Origin of the sequence: Streptomyces endophytica (genome assembly GCF_026153355.1) — a bacterium.
GTDB lineage: Bacteria > Actinomycetota > Actinomycetes > Streptomycetales > Streptomycetaceae > Streptomyces > Streptomyces endophytica.
In genome coordinates, this window is sequence record NZ_CP110636.1 from 6,678,183 (window position 1) to 6,699,716 (window position 21,534).

General features: G+C 74.7%; 9 protein-coding genes and 6 pseudogenes. 6 read left to right on the forward strand and 9 right to left on the reverse strand.

The annotated features are described in order from the left end of the window. Window positions 1–121: 121 nt before the first annotated feature. Entirely contained in the window at window positions 122–943 is an 822-nt protein-coding gene (locus OJ254_RS29805; RefSeq protein ID WP_265364860.1) for an SDR family NAD(P)-dependent oxidoreductase, read from the forward strand. Here OJ254_RS29805 and OJ254_RS29810 read toward each other — a convergent pair. The 6 genes and pseudogenes from OJ254_RS29810 to OJ254_RS31275 all read right to left on the reverse strand — a co-directional run bounded on the left by OJ254_RS29810 (window position 889) and on the right by OJ254_RS31275 (window position 7,722). Continuing rightward, window positions 889–3,927 carry an ATP-binding protein gene (locus OJ254_RS29810; RefSeq protein WP_265364861.1) on the reverse strand — a complete coding sequence of 1,013 codons (3,039 nt, stop codon included), beginning with the start codon at window positions 3,925–3,927 and terminating at the stop codon, window positions 889–891. The genes OJ254_RS29805 and OJ254_RS29810 overlap by 55 nt on opposite strands. Window positions 3,928–3,957: 30 nt before the next feature. Beyond that, a pseudogene (locus OJ254_RS31935) lies at window positions 3,958–4,095 on the reverse strand (AfsR/SARP family transcriptional regulator); the annotation flags it as partial. Window positions 4,096–4,200: 105 nt separating this feature from the next. Continuing rightward, on the reverse strand, window positions 4,201–5,451 hold the full coding sequence (locus tag OJ254_RS29820; RefSeq protein WP_265364862.1) for an SAV2148 family HEPN domain-containing protein: 1,251 nt from the start codon (window positions 5,449–5,451) through the stop codon (window positions 4,201–4,203). Between the two features lie 100 nt (window positions 5,452–5,551). Next, window positions 5,552–6,873: pseudogene (locus OJ254_RS29825) on the reverse strand (copper amine oxidase). A gap of 40 nt (window positions 6,874–6,913) precedes the next feature. Next, window positions 6,914–7,249, reverse strand: a complete 336-nt coding sequence (locus tag OJ254_RS31270) for a hypothetical protein (protein ID WP_341483754.1) — start codon at window positions 7,247–7,249, stop codon at window positions 6,914–6,916. A gap of 11 nt (window positions 7,250–7,260) precedes the next feature. Beyond that, window positions 7,261–7,722 carry a hypothetical protein gene (locus tag OJ254_RS31275; protein ID WP_341483755.1) on the reverse strand — a complete coding sequence of 154 codons (462 nt, stop codon included), beginning with the start codon at window positions 7,720–7,722 and terminating at the stop codon, window positions 7,261–7,263. A gap of 239 nt (window positions 7,723–7,961) precedes the next feature. Here OJ254_RS31275 and glgX point away from each other — a divergent pair, with 239 nt between their 5' ends. Next, window positions 7,962–10,169: a glycogen debranching protein GlgX gene (gene glgX, locus OJ254_RS29835; RefSeq protein WP_265364863.1), complete on the forward strand. Its 2,208-nt coding sequence runs from the start codon at window positions 7,962–7,964 to the stop codon at window positions 10,167–10,169. On the opposite strand, the gene OJ254_RS29840 is transcribed toward glgX, so the two are convergent. After that, the gene (locus OJ254_RS29840) at window positions 10,129–11,379 is read right to left on the reverse strand and encodes an MFS transporter (protein WP_265364864.1); all 1,251 of its coding nucleotides are present in this window, start codon (window positions 11,377–11,379) and stop codon (window positions 10,129–10,131) included. The two genes, glgX and OJ254_RS29840, sit on opposite strands and share 41 nt — an antisense overlap. A 151-nt stretch (window positions 11,380–11,530) precedes the next feature. On the opposite strand from OJ254_RS29840, the gene treY reads away from it, so the two are divergent. Then, a complete protein-coding gene (gene treY / locus OJ254_RS29845; RefSeq protein WP_265364865.1) occupies window positions 11,531–14,134 on the forward strand; it encodes a malto-oligosyltrehalose synthase in 2,604 nt (867 codons plus the stop codon). Window positions 14,135–14,243: 109 nt separating this feature from the next. Here the strand turns inward: treY and OJ254_RS29850 are convergent. Beyond that, window positions 14,244–15,139 (reverse strand): annotated as a pseudogene (locus tag OJ254_RS29850) (LysR family transcriptional regulator). A 159-nt stretch (window positions 15,140–15,298) separates the two neighbouring features. Between OJ254_RS29850 and lpdA the strand changes: the two are divergent. Continuing rightward, window positions 15,299–16,731, forward strand: a pseudogene (gene lpdA / locus OJ254_RS29855) (dihydrolipoyl dehydrogenase). A gap of 172 nt (window positions 16,732–16,903) precedes the next feature. Further along, window positions 16,904–18,830 (forward strand): annotated as a pseudogene (gene otr(A), locus OJ254_RS30765) (tetracycline resistance ribosomal protection protein Otr(A)). On the opposite strand, the gene OJ254_RS29875 reads toward otr(A), so the two are convergent. Continuing rightward, entirely contained in the window at window positions 18,809–19,354 is a 546-nt protein-coding gene (locus OJ254_RS29875; protein WP_265364867.1) for a DUF1707 and FHA domain-containing protein, read from the reverse strand. The pseudogene otr(A) and the gene OJ254_RS29875 sit on opposite strands and share 22 nt — an antisense overlap. Window positions 19,355–19,565: 211 nt before the next feature. Between OJ254_RS29875 and treZ the strand changes: the two are divergent. Continuing rightward, window positions 19,566–21,349 (forward strand): annotated as a pseudogene (treZ, locus tag OJ254_RS29880) (malto-oligosyltrehalose trehalohydrolase). The last annotated feature ends 185 nt before the right edge of the window (window positions 21,350–21,534 follow it).

Consider the following 21,534-nt stretch of genomic DNA (forward strand, 5'->3'; position numbering starts at 1 on the left):
CCGCCACTCTCCCACGCACCACTGACAATCGACCGGCCGCCCGTCCCCACCCGGCGGAGCGGCCCGCGGAGAGAACCGCGAGCCGGGCACGATCGGGGCGGCGTCCCCCTAGGCTGGCCGCATGGACCTACGGCTGGCAGGGCGCGGGGCGCTGGTGACGGGCAGCAGTTCGGGGATCGGGGCGACGATCGCCGAGACGCTGGCGGACGAGGGGTGCGAGGTCCTCGTCCACGGCCGCAACGCGGGGGCCGCGGCGGCCATCGCCGAGCGGGTCGCGGCGCGCGGCGTGCGGACGGAAGTGGTGCTCGGGGATCTGACGGAACCGGGCGTGGCGGAGCAGATCGCGCTGACCGCGCGGGACTTCGGCGTCCAGATCCTCGTCAACAACGCCGGGCCGTTCGCCGAGCACGACTGGGAGAGCTCCCGGGCGTCCGACTGGCGGGCCGCCTTCGAGGGGAACGTGCTGCCCACGGTGCGGGTCAGCCAGACGCTGCTGCCGTCCCTGCGCGCGCACGGCTGGGGCCGGGTCATCACCATCGGCAGCCGGGCCGTGCGGACGCCGCTGCCCAACATGGTGACCTACTCCGCCGCCAAGGCCGCCGTGGTGAACATGACCACGAGCCTGGCCCGGCACCTCGCCGGGACGGGGGTCACCGCGAACTGCGTGAGCCCCGGGGTGATCGTCAGCCCGTCGATGTACCGGATGTTCGAGGAACGGGCGGCGGACTCGGCGGATGAGGGGAACGCCGCCACGGCGGCAACGGAGACGGAGGGCCCCGTCGACGAGGCGGACATCGTCGCCGCGTACGCCGCGAACCCGACCGGGCGGCTGGGGCGCCCGGAGGACATCGCCTCCGCGGTCGCCTATCTGGCGAGCCCGCGCGCCGATTACGTCAACGGGATCGAGCTGCGGGTGGACGGCGGGATCACGGGGACTCCGTAGAGCTCCTCCGCCACCAGTTCCTCCGGGGTCCTCTGCGCCCCGTGCGCGTACGCCGCGTCGAAGGCCGTCGTGCCCAGCCCGGCGCGCGCGGCGGTCGTGCTGCGCGTCACGTCCGCGCGTTCCGCGGCCGGCTGGGGTGCGCCGGCGGCGGCGCGCAGGGCGTCCGCCGCACCGAGCAGTCGGGCCGCGGAGGCGAGGTGGCCGGTCAGCGTCCGGGCGCCGGCCAGGCCCTCCAGGGCCATGGCGACGGCGCGGGGGTCGCCGGTGGCGCGGGCCGCGGCGAACCCGTCGAGGTGGTGCCGGTGGGCGGTGACGGCGTCGCCCCGGAGTTCGGCGAGGAAGCCCAGTTCGGCCAGGACGAACGCGGTTCCCGGGTCACCCTCCCGGCCCCGGCACCACTCCAGCCAGGGCAGCAGATGCGCCTCCGCCTCGTCGAGGCGGCCCTCCCTCCTGGCGCCGAGGGCGAGTCCGCACTCGGCGAACATCTCGCCGCGCAGGTGGGACTGTTCGGCGGCCAGCCGCAGCGCCCGCTCGTGGTGGTCCCGGGCGGCCGCCAGGTCGCCGGTCAGCAGCGCGATCCGGCCGAGCCCGGAGAGCTTGTACGAGACCTGGATCCGCAGGCCCAGCTCCTCGGCGCCGCGCAGTCCCTCCTGGTGGAGCCGGGCCGCGCGGCCGTAGTCGCCGGTGATCTCGGCGATCGCGGCCAGGGCGTCGGTGGCCTGCAACTGGCCCCAGCGGTCACCCAGTTCGGTGAAGAGCGCGGCGCTCTCCTCGGCGGCGCGGCGGCGGGCGGGCAGGTCCTCACCGCCGGTGCCCTGGGCGCGGCTGCTCAGCGCCGCCGCGATGCCCCAGCGGTCGCCGAGCGCCCGGAACACCGTCAGCGCCCGCACCATCCGGTCCGCCGCCCTGCCCGGGTCGCCGAGGCCCACTTGGGCGTAGCCGAGGAACCACTGGGCCCAGGCGCGTTCGCCGGGGTCGTCGTGGGCTTCGTAGCGGCGGAGAACGGCGGCCGCCCGGGTCACCGGGTCGGCGTCGCCACCGGCCAGTGAGGCCATGCCGACCTGCCAGGCGGCCGCCCGCAGCCGCCGGCCCTCCGGGACGTCCCGATGGTCCCCTTCGCACGCGGTCAGCGCCGCGTCCAGCGAGCGGCCCGCCTCCGCGAGCCGACCGCGCAGGAACCAGTACCAGGCCAGGGCGTTCACCAGCCGGAGCGCACGGTCCGCGGCGCCGTCCGTGACCGCGCCGTCCAGGGCGGCGCGCAGGTTCGCGGTCTCCTGGTCGAGCCGCTCCAGCCACTCCCGCTGGGCCGCCCCGTACAGCAACGGGGCGGCGTGCTCGGCGAGTTCGGTGTAGTGGAGCTGGTGGCGCCGGCGTACCGCGGACAGCTCACCGGCCTCCCGGAGGCGTTCCAGGCAGTACGCGGCGACGGTCTCCAGGAGTCGGTAGCGGGTCCCGTACGGCGTCCGGGCGACCGTCACCAGCGAGCGGTCCACGAGCCGGGCCAGCAGCTCCAGCACGTCCTCACGGGCGGTGCCGTCGCCGGCGCAGACCGTTTCGGCGGCCTCCAGGGTGCAGCCGTCGGCGTGCACGGCCAGCCGGCGCAGCACGGTGCGTTCGGGGCCGGGCAGCAGCTCCCAGCTCCAGTCGATCATGGCGCGCAGGGTCTGCTGGCGGGGTGGGGCGCCGCGCCGGGCGGCGGCCGGCAGCCGGAACCGGTCGTCGAGCCGGGCGCTCAACTCCCGTACCTCCAGGGCGCGGACGCGGGTGGCCGCGAGTTCCAGGGCGAGCGGGATGCCGTCCAGCCGGCGGCAGATCTCGGCGACCGCGGGGGCGCTGCCGGCGTCCAGCACGAAGCCGGGGTCGGCGGCGCCCGCGCGGGCCGCGAACAGGGCGATCGCGCCGTCCGGGGCCAGCGGCGGTACCGGCCGGATCCGCTCGCCGGCCAGGCCCAGCGGTTCCTGACCGGTCACCAGGACGCGCAACTGCGGGGCGGCGGCGAGGAGTTCGGCGGTGACCTCGGCGGCCGCGTCGACGAGGTGCTCGCAGTTGTCCAGGACCAGCAGCAGGCGTTTGCCGCGGACGGCCGCGACCAGGCGTTCGGCCACCGGCCCGGCCGCCGCGCCCTCCTGGACGCCGAGCACGGCCAGTACCGCCTCGGCGACCTCCGCGGCGGTGCACTTGACGCGGCGGCCGCGGTCCGGGGCGTCCGGGCGGCCGAGGGCGGCCAGCTCCACCAGCCAGATGCCGTCGGGGAAATCATCGGCCAGCCGGCCGGCGGTCTCCAGGGCGAGGCGGGTCTTGCCCACCCCGCCGGGGCCGGTGAGCGTCACCAGGCGGTGGTCGGCCAGGGTCTGGCCGACCTGGCGTACCGCGTCCTCGCGGCCGAGGAGTTCGGTGAGCGGGGTGGGGAGGTTGGTGCGGGGCCGGGGGTGGGGGTCCGGCCGCGCGCCGGGGGTGTGCGCCGGTGCCGTGGTGGCCGCGGGCCGGGGTTGCCAGGGTTCCTGGCGCAGGATCGCCTGGTGGGCCGCGGTCAGTTCGGCGCCGGGGTCGACGCCGAGTTCCTCGGCCAGCCGGGTGCGGATCTCGCCGTACGCGGCCAGCGCCTCGCTCTGCCGGCCGGACCGGTACAGGGCGGTCAGCTGGAGCGCGCGCAGCCGTTCCCGGAGCGGGTGCCGGGCCACGAGGGCGGCCAGTTCGCCGGTGAGTGCGGCGTGCTCGCCCAGTTCCAGGCGGGCCGCGGCGTGCTCCTCCAGGGCGGTCAGCCGCTGCTCCTCCAGGGCCTCGGCCACCGGGCGGACCAGGTCGTCGTCCGCGAAGCCGGCGAACGCGGGGCCCTGCCACAGGTCCAGCGCCTCGGTGAGCAGCCCGGCCCGTTCCGCGGCGGAACGGGCGGTCCGTGCCCGGGTGGTGAGCGCGGTGAAGCGGCCGGCGTCGAGGGCGTCGGCGGTGATGTCCAGCCGGTAGCCGGGCGGGGCGGTGACCACCAGCTTGCGGGCGCCGGGTTCGGCGGTGTCCAGGGCGCGGCGGAGCTGGGAGACCTTGCTCTGCAGGGACGCGGTGGGGTGGGCGGGCGGCCGCGGGCCCCAGAGGTGCTCGATGAGCCGGCCGGCGGAGACCGGGCGGCCGTGGTGCGCCAGGAGGGCGGCGAGCAGGGCCCGTACCTTCTTCTCCGGGACGGGGCGGGGCGGCCGTCGGCGGACCGCACGTCCAGCGGGGCCAGTACGCGGAACTGCATACGCACAACCGTACGAGGTGGGTCAGGAAACCGGCCGGGAGTCCGCCCAGATGCCCTCGAACTCCTCCCGGTAGGTCTCGAACAGCCCGTGATCGCCGTCGCGTCCGTCCCGGGCGTCCTGGCGGACGATGTCCCGGGAGCCGCCGCGCAGGACGAAGACCGGGGATTCCATGCCGCGGCTCTTGCGGAGGTACGGCTGGATGACGGCCAGGCCGTCCGGGCCGTCGCCGTCGACGAGGTAGGCGGTGAACCGCGGGGTCTCGTCGAAGACCTGGATCTCGAAGGCGCCGGGGTCGCGCAGCCGGGCCCGCACCCGCCGCATGTGCAGGATGTTCATCTCGATGGAGCGGCTCATCTCGCCCTTCTTCAGGCCGATTTCCCGCTCCCGGCGGCGGACCGCGCTGCTCGCCGGGTTGAGGAAGAGCAGCCGGACCCGGCAGCCGGATTCGGCGAGCCGGACCAGACGGCGGCCGGAGTAGTTCTGGACGAGGAGGTTGAGCCCTATGCCGACGGCGTCGAGGCGACGGGCGCCGCCGAAGAGGTCCTCGGCGGGCAACTGCCGCTGGAGACGGACCCGGTCGGGGTGGACGCCGACGACGTCGGCGTAGCGGTCCCCGACGAGGTCCTCGACGGCGTCGATGGGCAGTCGCCCGGAAATACGGGTGCCGGCACCGGAGCCGAGTATGTCCAGCAGCCGGGCGGAGGCGCGCTCGGCCTGGGCGAGGACGGTCTCGGAGAGCGCGCGGTTGCGGGAGACGATGTTGCGGGCGACCTCCAGCTCGTCGAGGGCCAGTTCGACCTCCCGGCGGTCGTCGAAGTACGGCTCGAAGCAGGGCCAGTGCTGGACCATCAGTTCGCGGAGTTGCGGCAGCGTCAAGAAGCTGACGATGTTGTCGTCCGCGGGGTCGAGGAGGTAGCCCTTGCGGCGGCTGACCTCGCGGACCGCGACGGCCCGTTGCACCCATTCCTGACCGGCGGGCCCGGCCGCGGCGATCACCCATTCGTCGCCGTGCACCGGCTCGTAGATGGGCCGCAGCACGGCCGCCACCACGGCCCGCAGCCGCTGCTCGACGAGATTCAGCCAGATGTAGGCGCGGCCGGCCCGGCGGGCACGGGTGCGCACCTCGCTCCACGCCTCGGCGCCCCAGTCCAGTTCCGCCCCGATCTCCAGCGGTCGTGCCAGGGACACCGCGCCGGGTGGTGCGTCGACGGAGCCGCCTTCATGCCCCTCATGACTCTCGTCACCAGGGGGCAACTCCAGCCCGCCGCTCACCTGCCACCGCCTTCCGAACCCCCGTGCCAACGATCAAGGCAGACTACTGCGGTGCGGGAGGCGGTGCAGCCGGATGGGTCGAGTCGTCTACCAACTCCCCTTATCCATAGTGCCCGTTGTGACCGGCGAGGGCGGGCGGAGTGAGCGGATTCATAGCCGTGACATCGCGCGGGACCAGCTGGAAGCCCTGCCAGTGCACGGGCATCGGCTCCTGGTCCTCGTCCCTGGCGATGTGGTGGAACCCGATGTTGACCCACGCGATGGGGTGTTTCAGCGGCTGCCCGTTGACCCAGGTGTCCACGCTCCGGCCGGTGCGGGGGCCGCAGTTGGCCAGGTTGTTGCTGGCGAACCGCTCGCAGGTGTTGTAGTCCGTGAAATAGACGTCGTGCCGGGTGTAACCGCGGCCGGTGTACTTGCTGGTGTGGCCCGGCACGATCTCGTACGAGCGCGGATGGCCGTCCTTGTTGCGGCCGTTCGGGCTGACCACCCGCCACCAGCGCATCGGTCCGGCGTCGCCGGCGAGTTCCCGGGTGACGGGGGTACGGGTGGTGCGGATGGTGGGTGTGTTACCCCTGGGGCGATTAGTGGTGGCCGAATCGAACTGCTCGACCTTGTTGCCGGAGGAGCCGCCCAGGCCGAAGTCGAGGCGCCAGAAGACGTTGTGGCTGTGGCTGGTGGCGTAGTCCTTGGCGCCCTTGCCGAGCGGCATGCCGCGGCCGTCGCCGGCGTCGTAGTCGCCGGGTGAGAGGGTGCCGGTGGCGCCGACCTGGAACGTCATGGTGCCGTCGCCGGCGAACCGCCATTCGGTGAGGTACTCGTACCAGCCGACCTTGTTGACGGTGTAGACCAGCAGGTCCTGGCCCTGGAGCTGGTAGGTCGGGGCGTTCTCGCCGGGGTAGGGGCCCATGCGGTAGGCGTGGCCGCGGGCGCGGGTGGTGGTGCACAGGCCGCTGACGTCGGGGTGGGCGGGGTCGTAGGCGCCGGGCACCCGGACGGTCTTGACGGTGCCGCCGGGGCACTCGGCGGGAGTGAGTTTCTGCAGTCCCTGGGCGAAGCCCTGCCCGGTGAGGTCGTCGTACTCGTTCTTGCCGTCGTCGTAGGGGACGTGGATCTGGCCGAGGCGGGCGCTGGTGAGCACCTTGAGTGGAGCGGGTTCGCCCTTGGGCTGGTACGAGACGTCATCCAGGACCAGACCGGCGTTTCCCTCGTAGTGCCAGCACATCCGCCAGGTGGTGCCGCCGTCCAGCGTCCGGGTGATACGGAACGCGGCGGAGCAGGGCGGGGCGGCGCGGGCGGCGGGGGCTTCGGGGCGGCCTGGACGGCCGGGGCGGTCAGCAGGGCGGTCGCGGCGAGCAGTAACGGGGCGGCGAGCGCGGTGGTGCGCCGGCGGATGCGGGCGCCGGCGGTGCGGCTTCCGGGCATGGTGGCGGCTCCGGGAGAGGGGTGGCGGTGGCGGGCGCGGTCAGCCGAGGCGGGCGACGGTGCGGGCGCTGAGATCGATGACGAGGCGCCGGGTGTCGATCCACGGGCCGTTCTTGACCTTGGTGAAGAGGCGGACGCAGCGGTGCGGGCCGCAGGCGGCCAGGGCGCCCGGGGCGTCGCCCTCGGCGCGGCCGCGGTAGACGAAGCCGGTGACCGCGAGCGGGTCGGGTCCGGTGAGGTCGTGGCCGGTGGCGTGGCGGTAGTCCTGCCGCAGTCCGGCGCCGAGCGGGTCGGCGATCAGCAGCCGGGCCGCCTCGACCGCCTCGGCCTCGCTGGGCGGCGGCTGGACGCCACGCTGGGTGTCGGTGGCCTCCACCCTGGAGGTGGTCAGGTTGACCGTCGTGGTGACGTAGCCGTCGGTCGCGTAGTCGTAGAACGAGACCAGGGCGCGGCGCGGCGGGTCGGCCAGCCCGGCTTCCGCGGGCCGGCGTTCGGCCAGATCGGTGAGGAGCGGTTCGGGCCCGGGCGGCCGGTGACGTTCCTGGCGGCGTTGCGCAGGGCGCGCGGCTGCGCCAGGTCCCGGGCGCGCCGGAGCTCGTCGTCGGTGAGCGGATCGCGCCCGTGGCCGCGTGCGCCCTGGGTGCCGGCCGGCTCGACGACGCCCGGCGGCGGCGCGCCCGGATCGCGTCCCGGGGCCGGGGCGCCGGCCGCGGCCGGCGGGGTGGCCGTCGTGCCGGTGGCCCCGGCGCCGGCCGGCAGGGTGACGGCGGCCATGGCGGCGGTACCGGTGAGCGCCAGGGCGGCGCCGGCGACGGCCTTCCCGAGGTGGCGGTGCAGGAGTCGGTGCACGGTTCCCCCCTGCTGTCACGTCCGTGACATGCGGTAGCGGTCCCCCGTCGGTCCTCCAGTAGGACGACCATTAGGACGATCCGACATCCCGACGGGTTGCCACCATTCAGCGGGAATCTCGCGAAAATCCCTCTGTGAGGGACAAGTTGCGACAAGTTGGGGAAGGAATTCCCCTCGGTCCGCGGACGTGTGTCGTGGAGTCGCCGCAGCGCCCGACGAGAAAGTGGAAGAGTCTACGCATGCAGGTCTGGCCGGGACAGATGTATCCGCTGGGTGCCACCTATGACGGGGCGGGCACCAACTTCGCGGTGTTCTCCGAAGCCGCGAACCGCATCGAACTGTGTCTGCTGCACGACGACGGCTCGGAGACCGCCGTCGAGCTGCGCGAGAGTGACGCCTTTGTGCGGCACGCCTATCTTCCGGGGGTGATGCCGGGACAGCGCTACGGATTCCGGGCGCACGGTCCCTACGAGCCGGAGCGGGGAAACCGCTGCAACTCCGCGAAACTGCTGCTCGACCCGTACGCCCGGGCCATGAGCGGGGTGATCGACTGGGACGAGGCGGTCTACGGCTACCACTTCGGACGGCCCGAGGTCCGCAACGACCTGGACTCGGCGCCGCACACCATGGCCTCCGTGGTGGTCAATCCGTACTTCGACTGGGGCGACGACCGTCCGCCGCGCACCGCGTACCACGAGACCGTGCTCTACGAGGCCCATGTGAAGGGCCTGACGATGTGCCATCCGGAGCTCCCCGACGAGCTGCGCGGCACCTATGCCGCGCTGGCGCATCCGGCGATCATCGAGCACCTGACGAAGCTCGGGGTGACCGCCCTGGAGCTGATGCCGGTGCACCAGTTCGTCCAGGACCACCGGCTGGTGGACGCCGGGCTGACGAACTACTGGGGCTACAACACCATCGGTTTCTTCGCCCCGCACAACGCCTACGCCTCCTGGGGCGACCGCGGTCAGCAGGTGCTGGAGTTCAAGACGGCGGTGCGGGCGCTGCACCAGGCCGGTATCGAGGTGATCCTCGACGTGGTCTACAACCACACGGCCGAGGGCAGCCATCTGGGGCCGACGCTGTCGTTCCGGGGGCTGGACAACGCCTCGTACTACCGGCTCTGCGACGACCGGCAGTACTACATGGACACCACCGGCACCGGGAACTCCCTGCTGATGCGCAGTCCGCACGTGCTCCAGCTGGTGATGGACTCGCTGCGCTACTGGGTGCAGGAGATGCGGGTGGACGGCTTCCGCTTCGATCTGGCGGCGACGCTGGCCCGCCAGTTCCACGAGGTGGACCGGCTGTCGTCGTTCTTCGACCTGGTGCACCAGGACCCGGTCGTCAGCCAGGTGAAGCTGATCGCCGAGCCGTGGGACGTCGGCGAGGGCGGCTATCAGGTGGGGAACTTCCCGCCGCTGTGGACCGAGTGGAACGGGAAGTACCGCGACACCGTGCGGGACCTGTGGCGGGGCGAACCCCGCACCCTCGCGGAGTTCGGGTCCCGGCTGACGGGCTCGTCGGACCTCTACCAGGAGGACGGGCGCCGCCCGCTGGCCTCGGTCAACTTCGTGACCTGCCACGACGGCTTCACGCTGCGCGATCTGGTCTCGTACAACGACAAGCACAACCAGGCCAACGGCGAGGACAACCGCGACGGTGAGCGCTACAACCGGTCCTGGAACTGCGGTGCCGAGGGGCCGGCCGACGACCCCGGGGTGCGGCGGCTGCGGGCCCGGCAGATGCGGAACTTCCTCGCCACGCTGATGTTGTCGCAGGGCGTTCCGATGCTCAGCCACGGCGACGAGTTCGGCCGCAGCCAGGGCGGCAACAACAACGCCTACTGCCAGGACAACGAGCTGTCGTGGGTGCACTGGCCGGAGCCTTCGGGCCCGGAGGAAGACAGCCACGCGACGGACGAGGCGGACGAGGCGGGCGAGGAGGAGGCGGACGAGGCGGCGGCCGCGGAGTGGGGCGACAAGGAGCAGCTGGAGCTGCTGGAGTTCGTCCGGCAGATGGTGTGGCTGCGGCGCGACCACCCGGTCTTCCGGCGCCGGCGGTTCTTCCAGGGTCACCCGATCGAGGGCACCCACGACGAGCTGTCGGACATCGCCTGGTGCACCGCGGGCGGCCGGGAGATGGGGCCGCGGGACTGGCAGTCGGCGCACGCCAAGTCGCTGACGGTCTTCCTCAACGGCAGCTCGATCTCGGAGCCGGGGCCGCGCGGCGAACCGGTCACCGACGACTCGTTCCTGCTGATGTTCAACGCCCACGACCAGGAGAAGGAGTTCACGGTTCCGGAGCACCTCGGCCGGCAGTGGCAGGTCGTGGTGGACACCGACCGGCCGCGGGCGGTCGCGGACGGCGGCGGGGCGAAGGTCAAGGCGGGCGACCGGCTGACGCTCACCGACCGGAGCATGCTGGTGCTGCGGCGGCCGGCGTAGCGGCCGCGGGCGCCGGGGCCGGGCCCCGGGTGGCGAGGGCGATGCCGAGGATCAGTACGGCGGCGCAGACGGCCACCGCGAAGGCGCCGGACGGGCCGTACGCCTCGGCGAGCCGGCCGGAGGCGGCCAGGGAGAGCGCCTGGCCGCCGACCACCGCGCTGGTGAGGAAGGCCATCGATTCGGCCAGCCGGGTGGCCGGCACCAGCCGTTCGGTCAGCCCGAAGACGGTGATCAGATGCGGGGCGATGGCCGCCCCGAGCACCACGACGACCAGATAGAGCGCCCCCAGCGTCCGTACCCACAACAGCGGCACGGACAGCACGATGAGCGCCGCGGCGGCCGCCCGCCAGCGCGCCGGCAGGCCGATCCGGGACGGCAGCAGCGCCAGCGAGAGCCCGGCGGCGGCGCTCATCACGCCCATCGCGGCATAGACCAGGCCGGCCTGGCCGGGCTGGTGCAGACGGGCGGTGAGGGCGGTGATGCCGGCCTGGCAGGCGCCGAAGAGGACGCCCTGCAGCGCCATCGAGACGCGCATCCCGTGGACCGCCCGGGGCATCCGGACGCGGGCCGGCGCGCCGGCGGCCGGTTGGCGTGCGGCGGGCCGGACCGCGGCCGCCGTCGGGTGCAGCGCGAACGCCGAACCGCAGACGGCCAGCAGCACCGCGGCCAGGCCGAGCGCGACGGCCGGCCGGGCGAACGTGGCGGACAGCCCCACCAGGGCCGGGCCGAGCACGAACGACACCTCGTCCAGGGTGCCCTCGAAGGACAGCGCGGTGGCGACCGTGCGGTCGTCGGCGCGGGCCCGGCGGGCCAGCGCCACGAGCCGGGTGCGGGCGAGCGGGCCGATCTGCGGCACGGCGGCCCCGGCCAGCAGCGCGAGCAGCACCAGCGGCAGGGTCCCGGCCCGGGCGAGGGCGGCGGCCACCAGGGCGGCGACGGCGACCGCGTCGCACCAGCAGGCGGCCAGCACCACCGGCCGCTGGCCGTACCGGTCGGCGAGCCGGCCGAGCAGCGGGCCGCCGACCGTCTGACCCGCCGCCAGGGCCCCGCCGACGAGGCCCGCGGTGGTCAGCGAGCCGCTGGTGCCGGCCGCCAGCAGCAGGCTGCCGAGCTGGCACATGGCGGTCGGGAGCCGGCCGAGGAAGGACACGACGGGCAGCAGCGGCCCGCTCAGGGCGATCACCCGGCGGTAGGCGGTGACGGCGGTCATCGCCCGACGCTATCCACCCCGGGGCCGCGGGCCGTACGCACCGGACGTACGAAGCCGCCTGCCGCGCCGGCGCACCGGGTTGGAGGAAACGACGGCGCCAATGCCGCGCAGCGATGACAGAACGGGCCGTCGGCGGGGTACGGGTGTTCCCATGACGGAGCCCTCGAGTGTGTCGCCGACCGCCACCTACCGGCTGCAGCTCCAGCCGGACTTCCCGTTCTCCGCCGCCGAGCGGGTGGTCCCCCATCTGGCCGCGCTGGGCGTCTCCCACCTGCACCTGTCACCGGTGCTGGAGGCCGTGCCGGGGTCCACGCACGGGTACGACGTCGTCGACCACACGGAGGTACGGGCCGAACTGGGCGGCGAGCCGGGCCTGCGGGCGCTGGCGGCGACGGCCCGGGCGCACGGCCTCGGTCTGGTCGTCGACATCGTGCCGAACCACATGGCGGTGCCGGGGCCGGTGTCGTTGAACACGCCGCTGTGGGAGGTGCTGCGGGACGGCCCGGCGTCCCCGTACGCCCGCTGGTTCGACGTCGACTGGGACGGCGGGCACGACGGCCGGCTGCTGCTGCCGGTGCTGGGCGGGCGGATCGGCGACGAGGCACGGCACCTCCGCGTCGATCCGGAGGACGGGGTGCTGCGCTATCACGACAACGTCTTCCCGCTGCGCCCCGGTACCGCGGAACTGCCGCTGCAGGCCCTGCTGGAGGCGCAGTGGTACCGCCTCGCCTGGTGGCGGCTGGCCCGCACCGAACTGAACTACCGCCGTTTCTTCACCATTTCGGACCTCATCGGGGTGCGCGTCGAGGAGCCGGAGGTCTTCGAGGCGACGCACGGCACGGTGCTGCGGCTGATCCGCGAGGGCGTCATCGACGGGCTGCGCGTCGACCACCCGGACGGGCTGGCCGATCCCGCCGGCTATCTGGCGCGGCTGGGCGAGGCCACCGGCGGGCGCTGGACGGTCGTCGAGAAGATCCTCACGGGCGAGGAGCGGCTGCCCGGCAGCTGGGCGTGCGCGGGCACCACCGGGTATGACGCGCTGCGCCACATCGACGGGCTGTTCGTCTGCCCGCAGGGCGCCGGGAGGCTCTTCTCCCACTACCGGGACTTCGTCACGCCGCTGGCCGACGAGGGCGGCGACTGGGAGGAGACCGTGCGCCGGGCCGCCTACGAGGTGGTCAGCCATGACCTGGCCGCCGAGGTGGAGCGGCTGGTGCGCACCGCGGCCCGGATCAGTGCGCGCGATCCGCGGCCCGGCGACCACGCGCCGTGGGCGCTGCGGCAGGCGCTCCGGGAGGTGCTGGTCCGGCTGCCGGTCTACCGGCCGTACGCCGGTGACGCCTCGCGGGCGGTGCAGGACGCGGCGATGCTGGGCCGGGCGGCGGCCGGGGCGCGCACCGCGTTCCGGGTGCCCGAGGAGGCCCGGGCCGTGGACCTGGTCCACGATCTGGCGCTGGGGCTCGGCGCGGACGGTGCCGCGGCGCCCGGCGAGGCCGCGGGCCCTGCCGACGGTGGCGACCGGGCCGACGGTCTCGACCGGGCCGACTTCGCCGCCCGTTTCGCCCAGACCGCGTCCGCGCTGCACGCCAAGTCCGTGGAGGACACCGCCTTCTACCGCTATCCGGTGCTGCTGTCGGCCTGTGAGGTGGGCGGCGACCCCGGCGAGCCCGCGCTCGGCCCGGAGGCGTTCCATGCGTACGGCGCCCGGATCCAGCGGGACTGGCCGGCGACCGGCACGGTGCTCTCCACGCACGACACCAAGCGCAGCGCCGACGTCCGGGCGCGGATCGCGGTGCTGTCGGAGTGCCCGGACCGGTGGCGGGACGTGCTGGCCGGGATGGGCGAGGACGCGGTGTGCGGCGCCGGTGCGGCTCTGCTGCCCGGTGCCGGGCCGGCCGATCCGATGGTCTCCTGGCTGGCCTGGCAGACCGCGTTCGGCCTGGGCGCACCCGCCGACGGCCCCGCGACGGTGGGCGCAGCACCGAGCGACGGCTGGGGGAGGGTGGCACCGGCGGTCCTCAAGGCGGTGCGGGAGGCCGGGCTGCGCACTTCGTGGACGGAGCCGAACGCGGAGTACGAGGAGGCGGTGACGGAGTTCGTCCGGACCGGGCCGTGCGGTCCCGCGGCCGCGCCGCTGGCCGCGCTGGCGGCGCAGCTCGCACCGCACATCCGCGCCAACGTCCTGGGCGCGGCCCTGCTGCATCTGACGATGCCGGGCGTACCGGACCTCTACCAGGGGACCGAACTCACCTACGCCGCGCTGGTCGACCCGGACAACCGGCGGCCCGCCGCCTTCCGGCCGGAGCTGCTCGCCGCGCTGGACGGCGGGCTGGACGGCGGGGCGGACGCCGGTGTGGACGGGCAGCCGGACGGCGGGGCGGACGGTGGGCGCGCGCCGCTCGATCTGGCCGGTGAGAAGCTGCGGCTGACCGTCGCGGCACTGCGGCTGCGGCGGGCGCGTCCGGAGTGGTTCGGCGCGGCCGGCTCGTACACCCCGGTGTACGCGGAGGGCCCGGCGGCCGAGCACTGTGTCGCCTTCTGCCGTAGCGGGCGGGTGCTGACGGTGGTGACCCGGCTGTCGCTGCGGCTGGTGGAGACCGGCGGCTGGTGGGACACCGGGCTGCGGATGCCGCCGGGCGGCCCCTGGCGCGATGCGCTGGCCGGGCGCACCGGGCGGGAGCTTCCGGGCGGCGAGTTGGTGGGCCTGAGCGAGCTGCTGTCCCGGTCGCCGGTGGGGTTGTTCGTACGGGAGTGAGGGCCGGCCGGAGCGTCGTCTTCCGGGGCCTTGTCGGGGCGGGCCCGGTGCGGTCAGGTCCGGTGCGGTGCGGTTTGGTCCGGTGCGGTCAGGTCCGGTGTGGTGCGGTTCAGGGAGCGTCCGCCGGGTCGGTGGTCGCGGGGCCGGCCGTGCGCAGGAGTTCGGTGAACTCGGCCGCCGCGCCGGTCAGTTGGACCCGGGAGAAGACCGTGATGTCGCGGCGCCAGGGTGGGTCGGTGGGCACCGACGCGCAGTCCAGGCCGGTCAGTTCATGGGCCGCGGTGAGCAGCACCCCGACGCCCGCCGAGGCCATCCGGACGGCGGTCGAGGTGTGCTGGGTGCGGACCGCGGTGCGCGGGGTGAAGCCGACCCGTTCGCACTCCAGGTCCAGCCAGCGCCGGCCGTCGACCACCGGCTCCAGGCTGCAGCGCACCCAGGGGCGGTCCGCCAGGTCCGCCAGCCGCACCGAGGGCCGGGCGGCGAGCGGATCGCCGCGCGGGACCACGAGCACCATGCGCTCGCGCCCGACGACGGTGACCGGCCCGGCCAGTCCTTGGGGCGGGGCCCCAGCGCCATGTCGGCCACCCCGCGCGCCATCTGCTCCTCCAGCTCATCGGTGGTGGCGTATTCGTGCAGCACCAGGCGGACGCCGGGGCGGGACCGGGCCCAGCGGGCGCAGACCTCCGGCAGCACTCCGAGGGCGTGCGCATGCACCGTCGCGATGTGGAGTTCCCCGGTCCGCGCGCCGCCCGCGGCCAGTGCGGCGCGGCGGGCCTGCCGGGCGCTGCGCACGGCGAGTTCGGCGTGCGGGAAGTAGGCCCGGCCCATCGCGGTCAGCCGTACGCCGCGCGGCATCCGCTCCAGCAGCGGGCCGCCGACCTCCCGTTCCAGCGCCTTGATCTGGTGGGAGAGGGCGGACTGGGTGACGTGCAGGGCCTCGGCGGCGCGGGTGAAGGATTCCTCTTCGACGACGGCCACCAGGTATTCCATCTGCCGCAGGCTCATGGCTGTGCCTTCCGCTGCACTGTTCCGGCCCGTACGTCCCCGGCGCTCCCGCCGTGGCGGTTCGGTGCCTCGGCGCCCCGGTCGGTATGACGGTTGCTCATCAGGTCCATAAAAACATTGCCTTGGACTCATGAGTGCAGGTGGGCGGAGGCTGGGCGCATGACTGAGAGGGATCGATTCACCGACGTCATCGTGATCGGCGGGGGCACCGGCGGGTACAGCACGGCGCTGCGGGCCGCTTCTCTGGGGCTGCGGGTGGTGCTGGCCGAGCGGGATCTGATCGGCGGCACCTGTCTGCACCGCGGTTGCATCCCCAGCAAGGCGATGCTGCACGCCGCGGAGCTGGTGGACGGGATCGCGGAGGCCCGGGAGCGGTGGGGCGTCAAGGCCAGTGTCGACGCGCTGGACTGGCCGGCGCTGGTCGCCACCAGGGACGGCATCGTGTCGCGCAACCACCAGGGTGTGGAGGGGCATCTGCGGACCGCGGGGGTGCGGGTGCTGCGGGGGAGCGCCCGGCTGACCGGGCCGCGGACCGTACGGGTGGAGGGCGCCGGGGAGTTCACGGCCGGGCGCGGCATCGTGCTGGCCACCGGGTCCCGGCCGCGGCTGCTGCCGGGGCTGGCGGCGGACGGGCGGACCGTCGTGACCAGCGATGACGCGTTGTTCGCCGCGGAGCTTCCGGGCTCCGTGCTGGTGCTGGGCGGGGGCGCGATCGGTGTCGAGTACGCGTCGTTCCACCGGTCCATGGGGGCCGAGGTCACGCTCGTCGAGGCGGCCGAGCGGCTGTTGCCGTTGGAGGACGCCGATGTGGGCCGCCATCTGGCGCGCGGGCTGAAGAAGCGCGGCATCGCGGTCCGGACGGGCTCCATGGTCGTCGGCACGGAGGTGCGCGCGGACGGGGTCCGGGCGACCGTACGGACCGCCAAGGGGGAGGAGGTGGTGGTCGGGGCGGAGCGGCTGCTGGTGGCGGTGGGGCGGGCGCCGGTGACGGACGGGCTGGGGCTGGCGGCGGCCGGACTCGCCACCGACGAGCGGGGGTTCGTGGTGCCGGCGGACTGGTCGCGGCTGGAGACCGCGGTCCCGGGCATCCATGTGGTGGGGGACCTGCTGCCGCCGCCGTCCCTGGGGCTGGCCCACGCCTCGTTCGCCGAGGGGCTGTTGGTGGCCGAGACGCTGGCGGGGTGCCGTCGCGGCCGGTGGACTACGCGACGGTGCCGCGGGTGACGTACTCCTCGCCGCAGACCGCCTCGGTCGGCCTCACGGAGGAGGAGGCGCGCGCCCGGGGGCTGGCGGTCCAGGTCAACACCCTGCCGCTGACCGCCACCGCGAAGGGCATGGTGCACGGCAAGGGCGGCCTGGTGAAGGTGATCGCGGCGGCCGAGGGGGCGGCGGGTGCGGCCACCGGGGCGGTGCTGGGCGTGCATCTGGTGGGTCCGCACGTCTCGGAGATGATCGCGGAGAGCCAGCTGATCGTGGCCTGGGACGCCGAACCGTCCGATGTGGCGCAGCTCGTGCACGCCCATCCGACGCTGTCGGAAGCGGTCGGCGAGACGTTCCTGACGCTGGCGGGGCGCGGGCTGTACCAGCACTGAGCGCAGGTGCCGTGCGCCGGGCCGCACCGTGTAATTCGGTTGCGGTCCGGCGTACGGCTGTCAGCATGGCCCGGTACACAGGGATGACTGAACAGGAGCAACGGAATGCGCGGATTCCTCGGAACGACTCATCGCCCCATCCGGACGACCGTCTTCGAGGACGCCTCCTTCCATGCATCTTTCGCACACCCTGAACATCGGGATTCTCGCCCACGTCGACGCGGGTAAGACGAGCCTCACCGAGCGGCTGCTGTTCGACACCGGCGTCATCGACCGGCTCGGCAGCGTGGACGCCGGTGACACCCGGACCGACACCGGCGAGCTGGAGCGGCAGCGCGGCATCACGATCCGCTCGGCGGTCGCCTCCTTCACCGTCGGCGACGTCCAGGTCAATCTGATCGACACGCCCGGCCACTCGGACTTCATCGCCGAGGTCGAGCGGGCCCTCGGCGTGCTCGACGGCGCCGTGCTGCTGCTGTCCGCGGTGGAGGGCGTCCAGGCCAGGACCCGGGTGCTGATGCGGACGCTGCGGCGGCTGCGCCTGCCCACCCTGCTCTTCGTCAACAAGATCGACCGGCGGGGCGCCCGCGGGGAGGAGCTGGTGGCCGACATCCGCCGGCTGCTGACCCGGCCGTGGTGCCCCTGACGTCCGTGACCGGGCTCGGCACCCCGCGGGCCCGCGCGGTGCCGTACGCGCTGACGGATCCCGAGGTGCGCGAGCGGATCGCGGAATCCGTCGCGGAGGTGGACGAGTCGGTGCTGGCCCGGCTCGTCGACGGGACGCCGCCGGACGCGGAGCAGCTGCGGGCGGCGCTGTCCGCCCGGACGGCCGACGGTTCGCTGCATCCGCTGTTCTTCGGTTCGGCGCTCGGCGGGCAGGGCGTCCGGGCGCTGGTCGACGGCGTGGTCCGGCTGATCCCGCCGGCTCCGGTGGCGCCGGGCGGTCCGCCGCGCGGCACGGTCTTCGCGGTGCACCAGCCGCCCCAGGGCGAGCAGACCGCGTACCTCCGGTTGTTCGCGGGCGAGCTGCGGGCCCGGCAGCGGATCGAGCTGCACCGCGCCGGTGGCGGGCCGCTCACCGGGCGGATCACCGCGCTCGACGTCGTCGGGCGGCCGCCCGGGGACGACGGGCCGCTGACCGCCGGCAACATCGCGGTGGTCCGCGGACTGCCCGGCGTCCGGACCGGCGACCGGCTGGGCCCGCCCGGCGACACCCCGGACGGCCCCGCCACTTCCCCTCCCCCACCCTGGAATCCGTGGTGCACGCCCGTGACCCGGAGCGTGCCGCGGCCCTGCGTACCGCGCTGCTGGCGCTGGCCGACCAGGACCCGCTGCTGGCGGTCCGCCCGGCGCCGGACGGCGCGACGTCGGTGCTGCTGCACGGCGAGGTGCAGAAGGAGGTCCTGACGGCGACGCTGCGTCAGGAGTACGGCATCGAGGTGGACTTCGCGCCGAGCCGGATCGTGTGCGTGGAACGTCCCCGCGGGGTCGGCGAGGCGCTGGCGGAGATCGCCCGGCGCGGGCACACCGGGCCCTGGGCCACGGTCGGGCTGCGGGTCGAGCCGGGCGCCCGCGGCTCCGGCCCGGTCTTCACCTACGAGACCGAACTGGGCGCCCTGCCGCACGGCTTCCACCAGGCCGTCGAGGAGACCGTGCTGGCCACCCTGCGCAGCGGTCCGCGCGGGCTGGCGGTGACGGACTGCCGGGTCGTGCTGACCCGGTCCGGGTTCATCGGTCCGCTGAGCACGGCCGGGGACTTCCGGGCGGTCACCCCGGGCGTCCTGCTGCGGGCGCTCGAACGGGCCGGTACCCGGGTCTACGAGCCGTACCACGCCTTCGAGGCGGAGGTTCCGGTGGACGCGCTGGCGCCGGTGACCGCCCGGCTCGCGGCGTTCGGCGCGGAGCTGGAGGGGACCACCGGCGGCCGGCGGTCCTGGCTGATCAGCGGGGCTCTCGCGGCGCGTCATGTACCGGCGGTCCAGCGGGAGTTGCCGGGGCTGACGCACGGCGAGGGGGTGTGGACGTCCAGCCCGTCGGGGGACCGTCCGGTGCGCTCCGACGTCCCGGAGGCGGGGGGTCAGCGCTCCGTCAGGACGTAGTCCACGTGGCCGAAGGTGATGTGGTCGCCGGGGCCGACCGGGACCTCGCCGACCACCCGGCGGCCGTTGACGCAGGTGCCGTTGGTGGAGCCGAGGTCGCGCAGCAGCCAGCCCTTGCCGGCGCTGCGCAGCTCGGCGTGGGCGCGGGAGACGGTCTCGTGGTTGAGGCGCAGGCCGACGCCCGGTGCCCGCCCTATGACCAGCGGGAGGGGGCTCGGCTCGGGCAGCAGCAGCTTGGGCAGCCGCTCCATCCGCCAGGCGCGGCGCACCCGGAGGTGGAACGCCGAGACCCGGCCGACCACCCGCAGCAGGGTGCCCTGGACCTTGCCCCGGCTCGCCAAGTCGGCGGTGAGCAGGTCGAGTTCGGAGTTCTCCTGGGCGGTGAGCACGAGTTCCAGCCGCCGCAGGAAGGTGTCCTGGGACAGCCGCCCCTGCGCCGCGCCGTCCCGCAGCAGGTCAAGGGCGCGTTCCCGGTCGGCGTCCGACGGCCGCGCCGGACGCGCGGGGAACTCCAGCGAAGTCATGCCGTGATTGTCGGGCTCCCGCGAGCCGCTGTCCAGGCGAGGCCGGTGCGCGGCTCCGGGCGGCTCCGGGCGGTGCCCGACGGCCCGTCATCTCGCCGGAACGGACGCGCGCATTGGCGCGATGTCGGCCCGTGCCGCCACGTCGGGCTGTCGGGCGGCGCGCCGGCGTGCTTGGGTCGTCCGGACCGGGTGCGAACGAAGGAGGACGGCCGTGCTGTTCGAGGTGTGGGCGCCGCGCGCCGGCCGGGTGGCTCTCCGGTGGGCGGGCGACCGGGCTACGGAACCGGAGATTCCGATGGAGCCGGACGACGCCCGCGCGGGCTGGTGGCGCACCGACGCGCCGGCCCGCGACGGCGACCGCTACGCGTTCCGGCTCGACGACGGGCCGCCGCTGCCCGATCCGCGGGCCGCCCGGCTGCCGGAGGGCCCCGGCGGCCCGGCCGCGGTCGTCGAGCACGACCGGTTCGGCTGGCACCACCCGTGGTCCGGCCGCCCGCTGCCCGGCGCGGTCCTGTACGAGCTGCACATCGGGACGTACACCCCGGAGGGCACCTTCGACGCCGCCGCCGCGCGCCTGCGGCACCTGGCCGACCTGGGCATCACCCATATCGAGCTGATGCCGGTCTGCCCCTTCCCCGGCACCCACGGGTGGGGTTACGACGGGATCGCGCCCTGGGCGGTGCACGAGCCGTACGGCGGGCCCGAGGGGCTGAAGCGGTTCGTGGACGCGGCGCACGGTCACGGCCTGGGCGTGGTGCTCGACGTGGTGCACAACCACCTCGGCCCGTCCGGCAACCATCTCCCGGAATTCGGCCCGTACTTCACCGACACCCACCACACGCCGTGGGGCGCGGCGGTGAACCTCGACGCGCCCGGTTCCGACGAGGTGCGCGCCTACTTCCTGGGGAGCGCGCTGTCCTGGCTGCGCGACTACCGGCTCGACGGGCTGCGGCTGGACGCCGTGCACGCACTGCACGACGACCGGACCCCGCACTTCCTGGCCCAGCTCTCCGCCGCCGTGGACGCGCTGGCCGGCCGGCTGCACCGCCCGCTGTTCCTGATCGCCGAGTCGGATCTGAACGATCCGCGGACGACCGCGCCGCGCGACAGCGGCGGCCAGGGCCTGCACGCCCAGTGGAACGACGACTTCCACCACGCCCTGCACACCGCGCTCACCGGTGAGTCCCAGGGCTATTACGCGGACTTCGCGCGGGCCCCGCTCGCCGCCCTCGCCAAGACCCTGACCGGCGGTTTCTTCCACGACGGTACGTACTCCAGCTTCCGCGGCCGGCCGCACGGCGCACCGCTGGACCTGCGGGAGACCCCGGCGTACCGGCTGCTGGCCTACGCCCAGACGCACGACCAGATCGGCAACCGGGCGCTCGGTGACCGGCTCGCCGCCGCCCTCTCCCCCGGCCTGCTGGCCTGCGCCGGTGCGCTGGTGCTGTGCGCGCCGTTCACCCCGATGCTGTTCATGGGCGAGGAGTGGGGGGCCCGCACGCCCTGGCAGTACTTCACCGACCACACCGATCCCGAGCTGGCGGAGGCGGTACGGGCCGGCCGGCGGCGGGAGTTCGCCGAGCACGCCTGGGCGGGCGACAGCGCCGAGTGGCCGGACCCGCAGGATCCGGTCACCCGCGACCGCTGCGTGCTGGACTGGTCCGAGCCGGCCGTGGCCCCGCACACCGGGCTGCTGGCCTGGTACCGCACGCTGCTGACGCTCCGCCGCGAACTGCCCGCGCTGACCGATCCGGACCCCCGGCACACCTCGGTCCGCTTCGACGAGGAGGCGCGCTGGCTGCTGCTGTGCCGCGGCCCGCTGCGGGTGGCGGTCAACCTCTCGACCGAGGCGACGGCCGCGGTGCCGCTGCCGGCGGGGGACGGCGGCCGGCGGCCGGCGCTGGAGGCCCTGGCGGGCTGGCCGGCGGCCCGGCTGCCGGGGCGGACGGCATCCTGCGCCTGCCCCCGGAGTCGGTGGTGGTCCTGGGCCCGTGAGCCGGCTCAGGCGGGGCTGCCGGCGGCCGCCGGCGCGTCCGTGCCGGCCACCGAGGCCCTCGGCGGCGCCGACCTGTCCTTCGTCCCCGGCCTGCTGGTCGGCGGATGCCGCGGTGGTGCGAACCCAGGCGCCCCGCCGCCGGGGCTCGATCGCCCGATCGTCCATCCGATGGATATGTGGTGGA

Bases quoted from the DNA above. Each gene is read 5' to 3' on its own strand.
- treY (WP_265364865.1), top strand. From the start codon at position 11,531: ATGACGGAGCCCTCGAGTGTGTCGCCGACCGCCACCTACCGGCTGCAG.
- OJ254_RS29875 (WP_265364867.1), bottom strand. From the start codon at position 19,354: ATGACTTCGCTGGAGTTCCCCGCGCGTCCGGCGCGGCCGTCGGACGCC.
- glgX (WP_265364863.1), top strand. From the start codon at position 7,962: ATGCAGGTCTGGCCGGGACAGATGTATCCGCTGGGTGCCACCTATGAC.
- OJ254_RS29840 (WP_265364864.1), bottom strand. From the start codon at position 11,379: ATGACCGCCGTCACCGCCTACCGCCGGGTGATCGCCCTGAGCGGGCCG.
- OJ254_RS29805 (WP_265364860.1), top strand. From the start codon at position 122: ATGGACCTACGGCTGGCAGGGCGCGGGGCGCTGGTGACGGGCAGCAGT.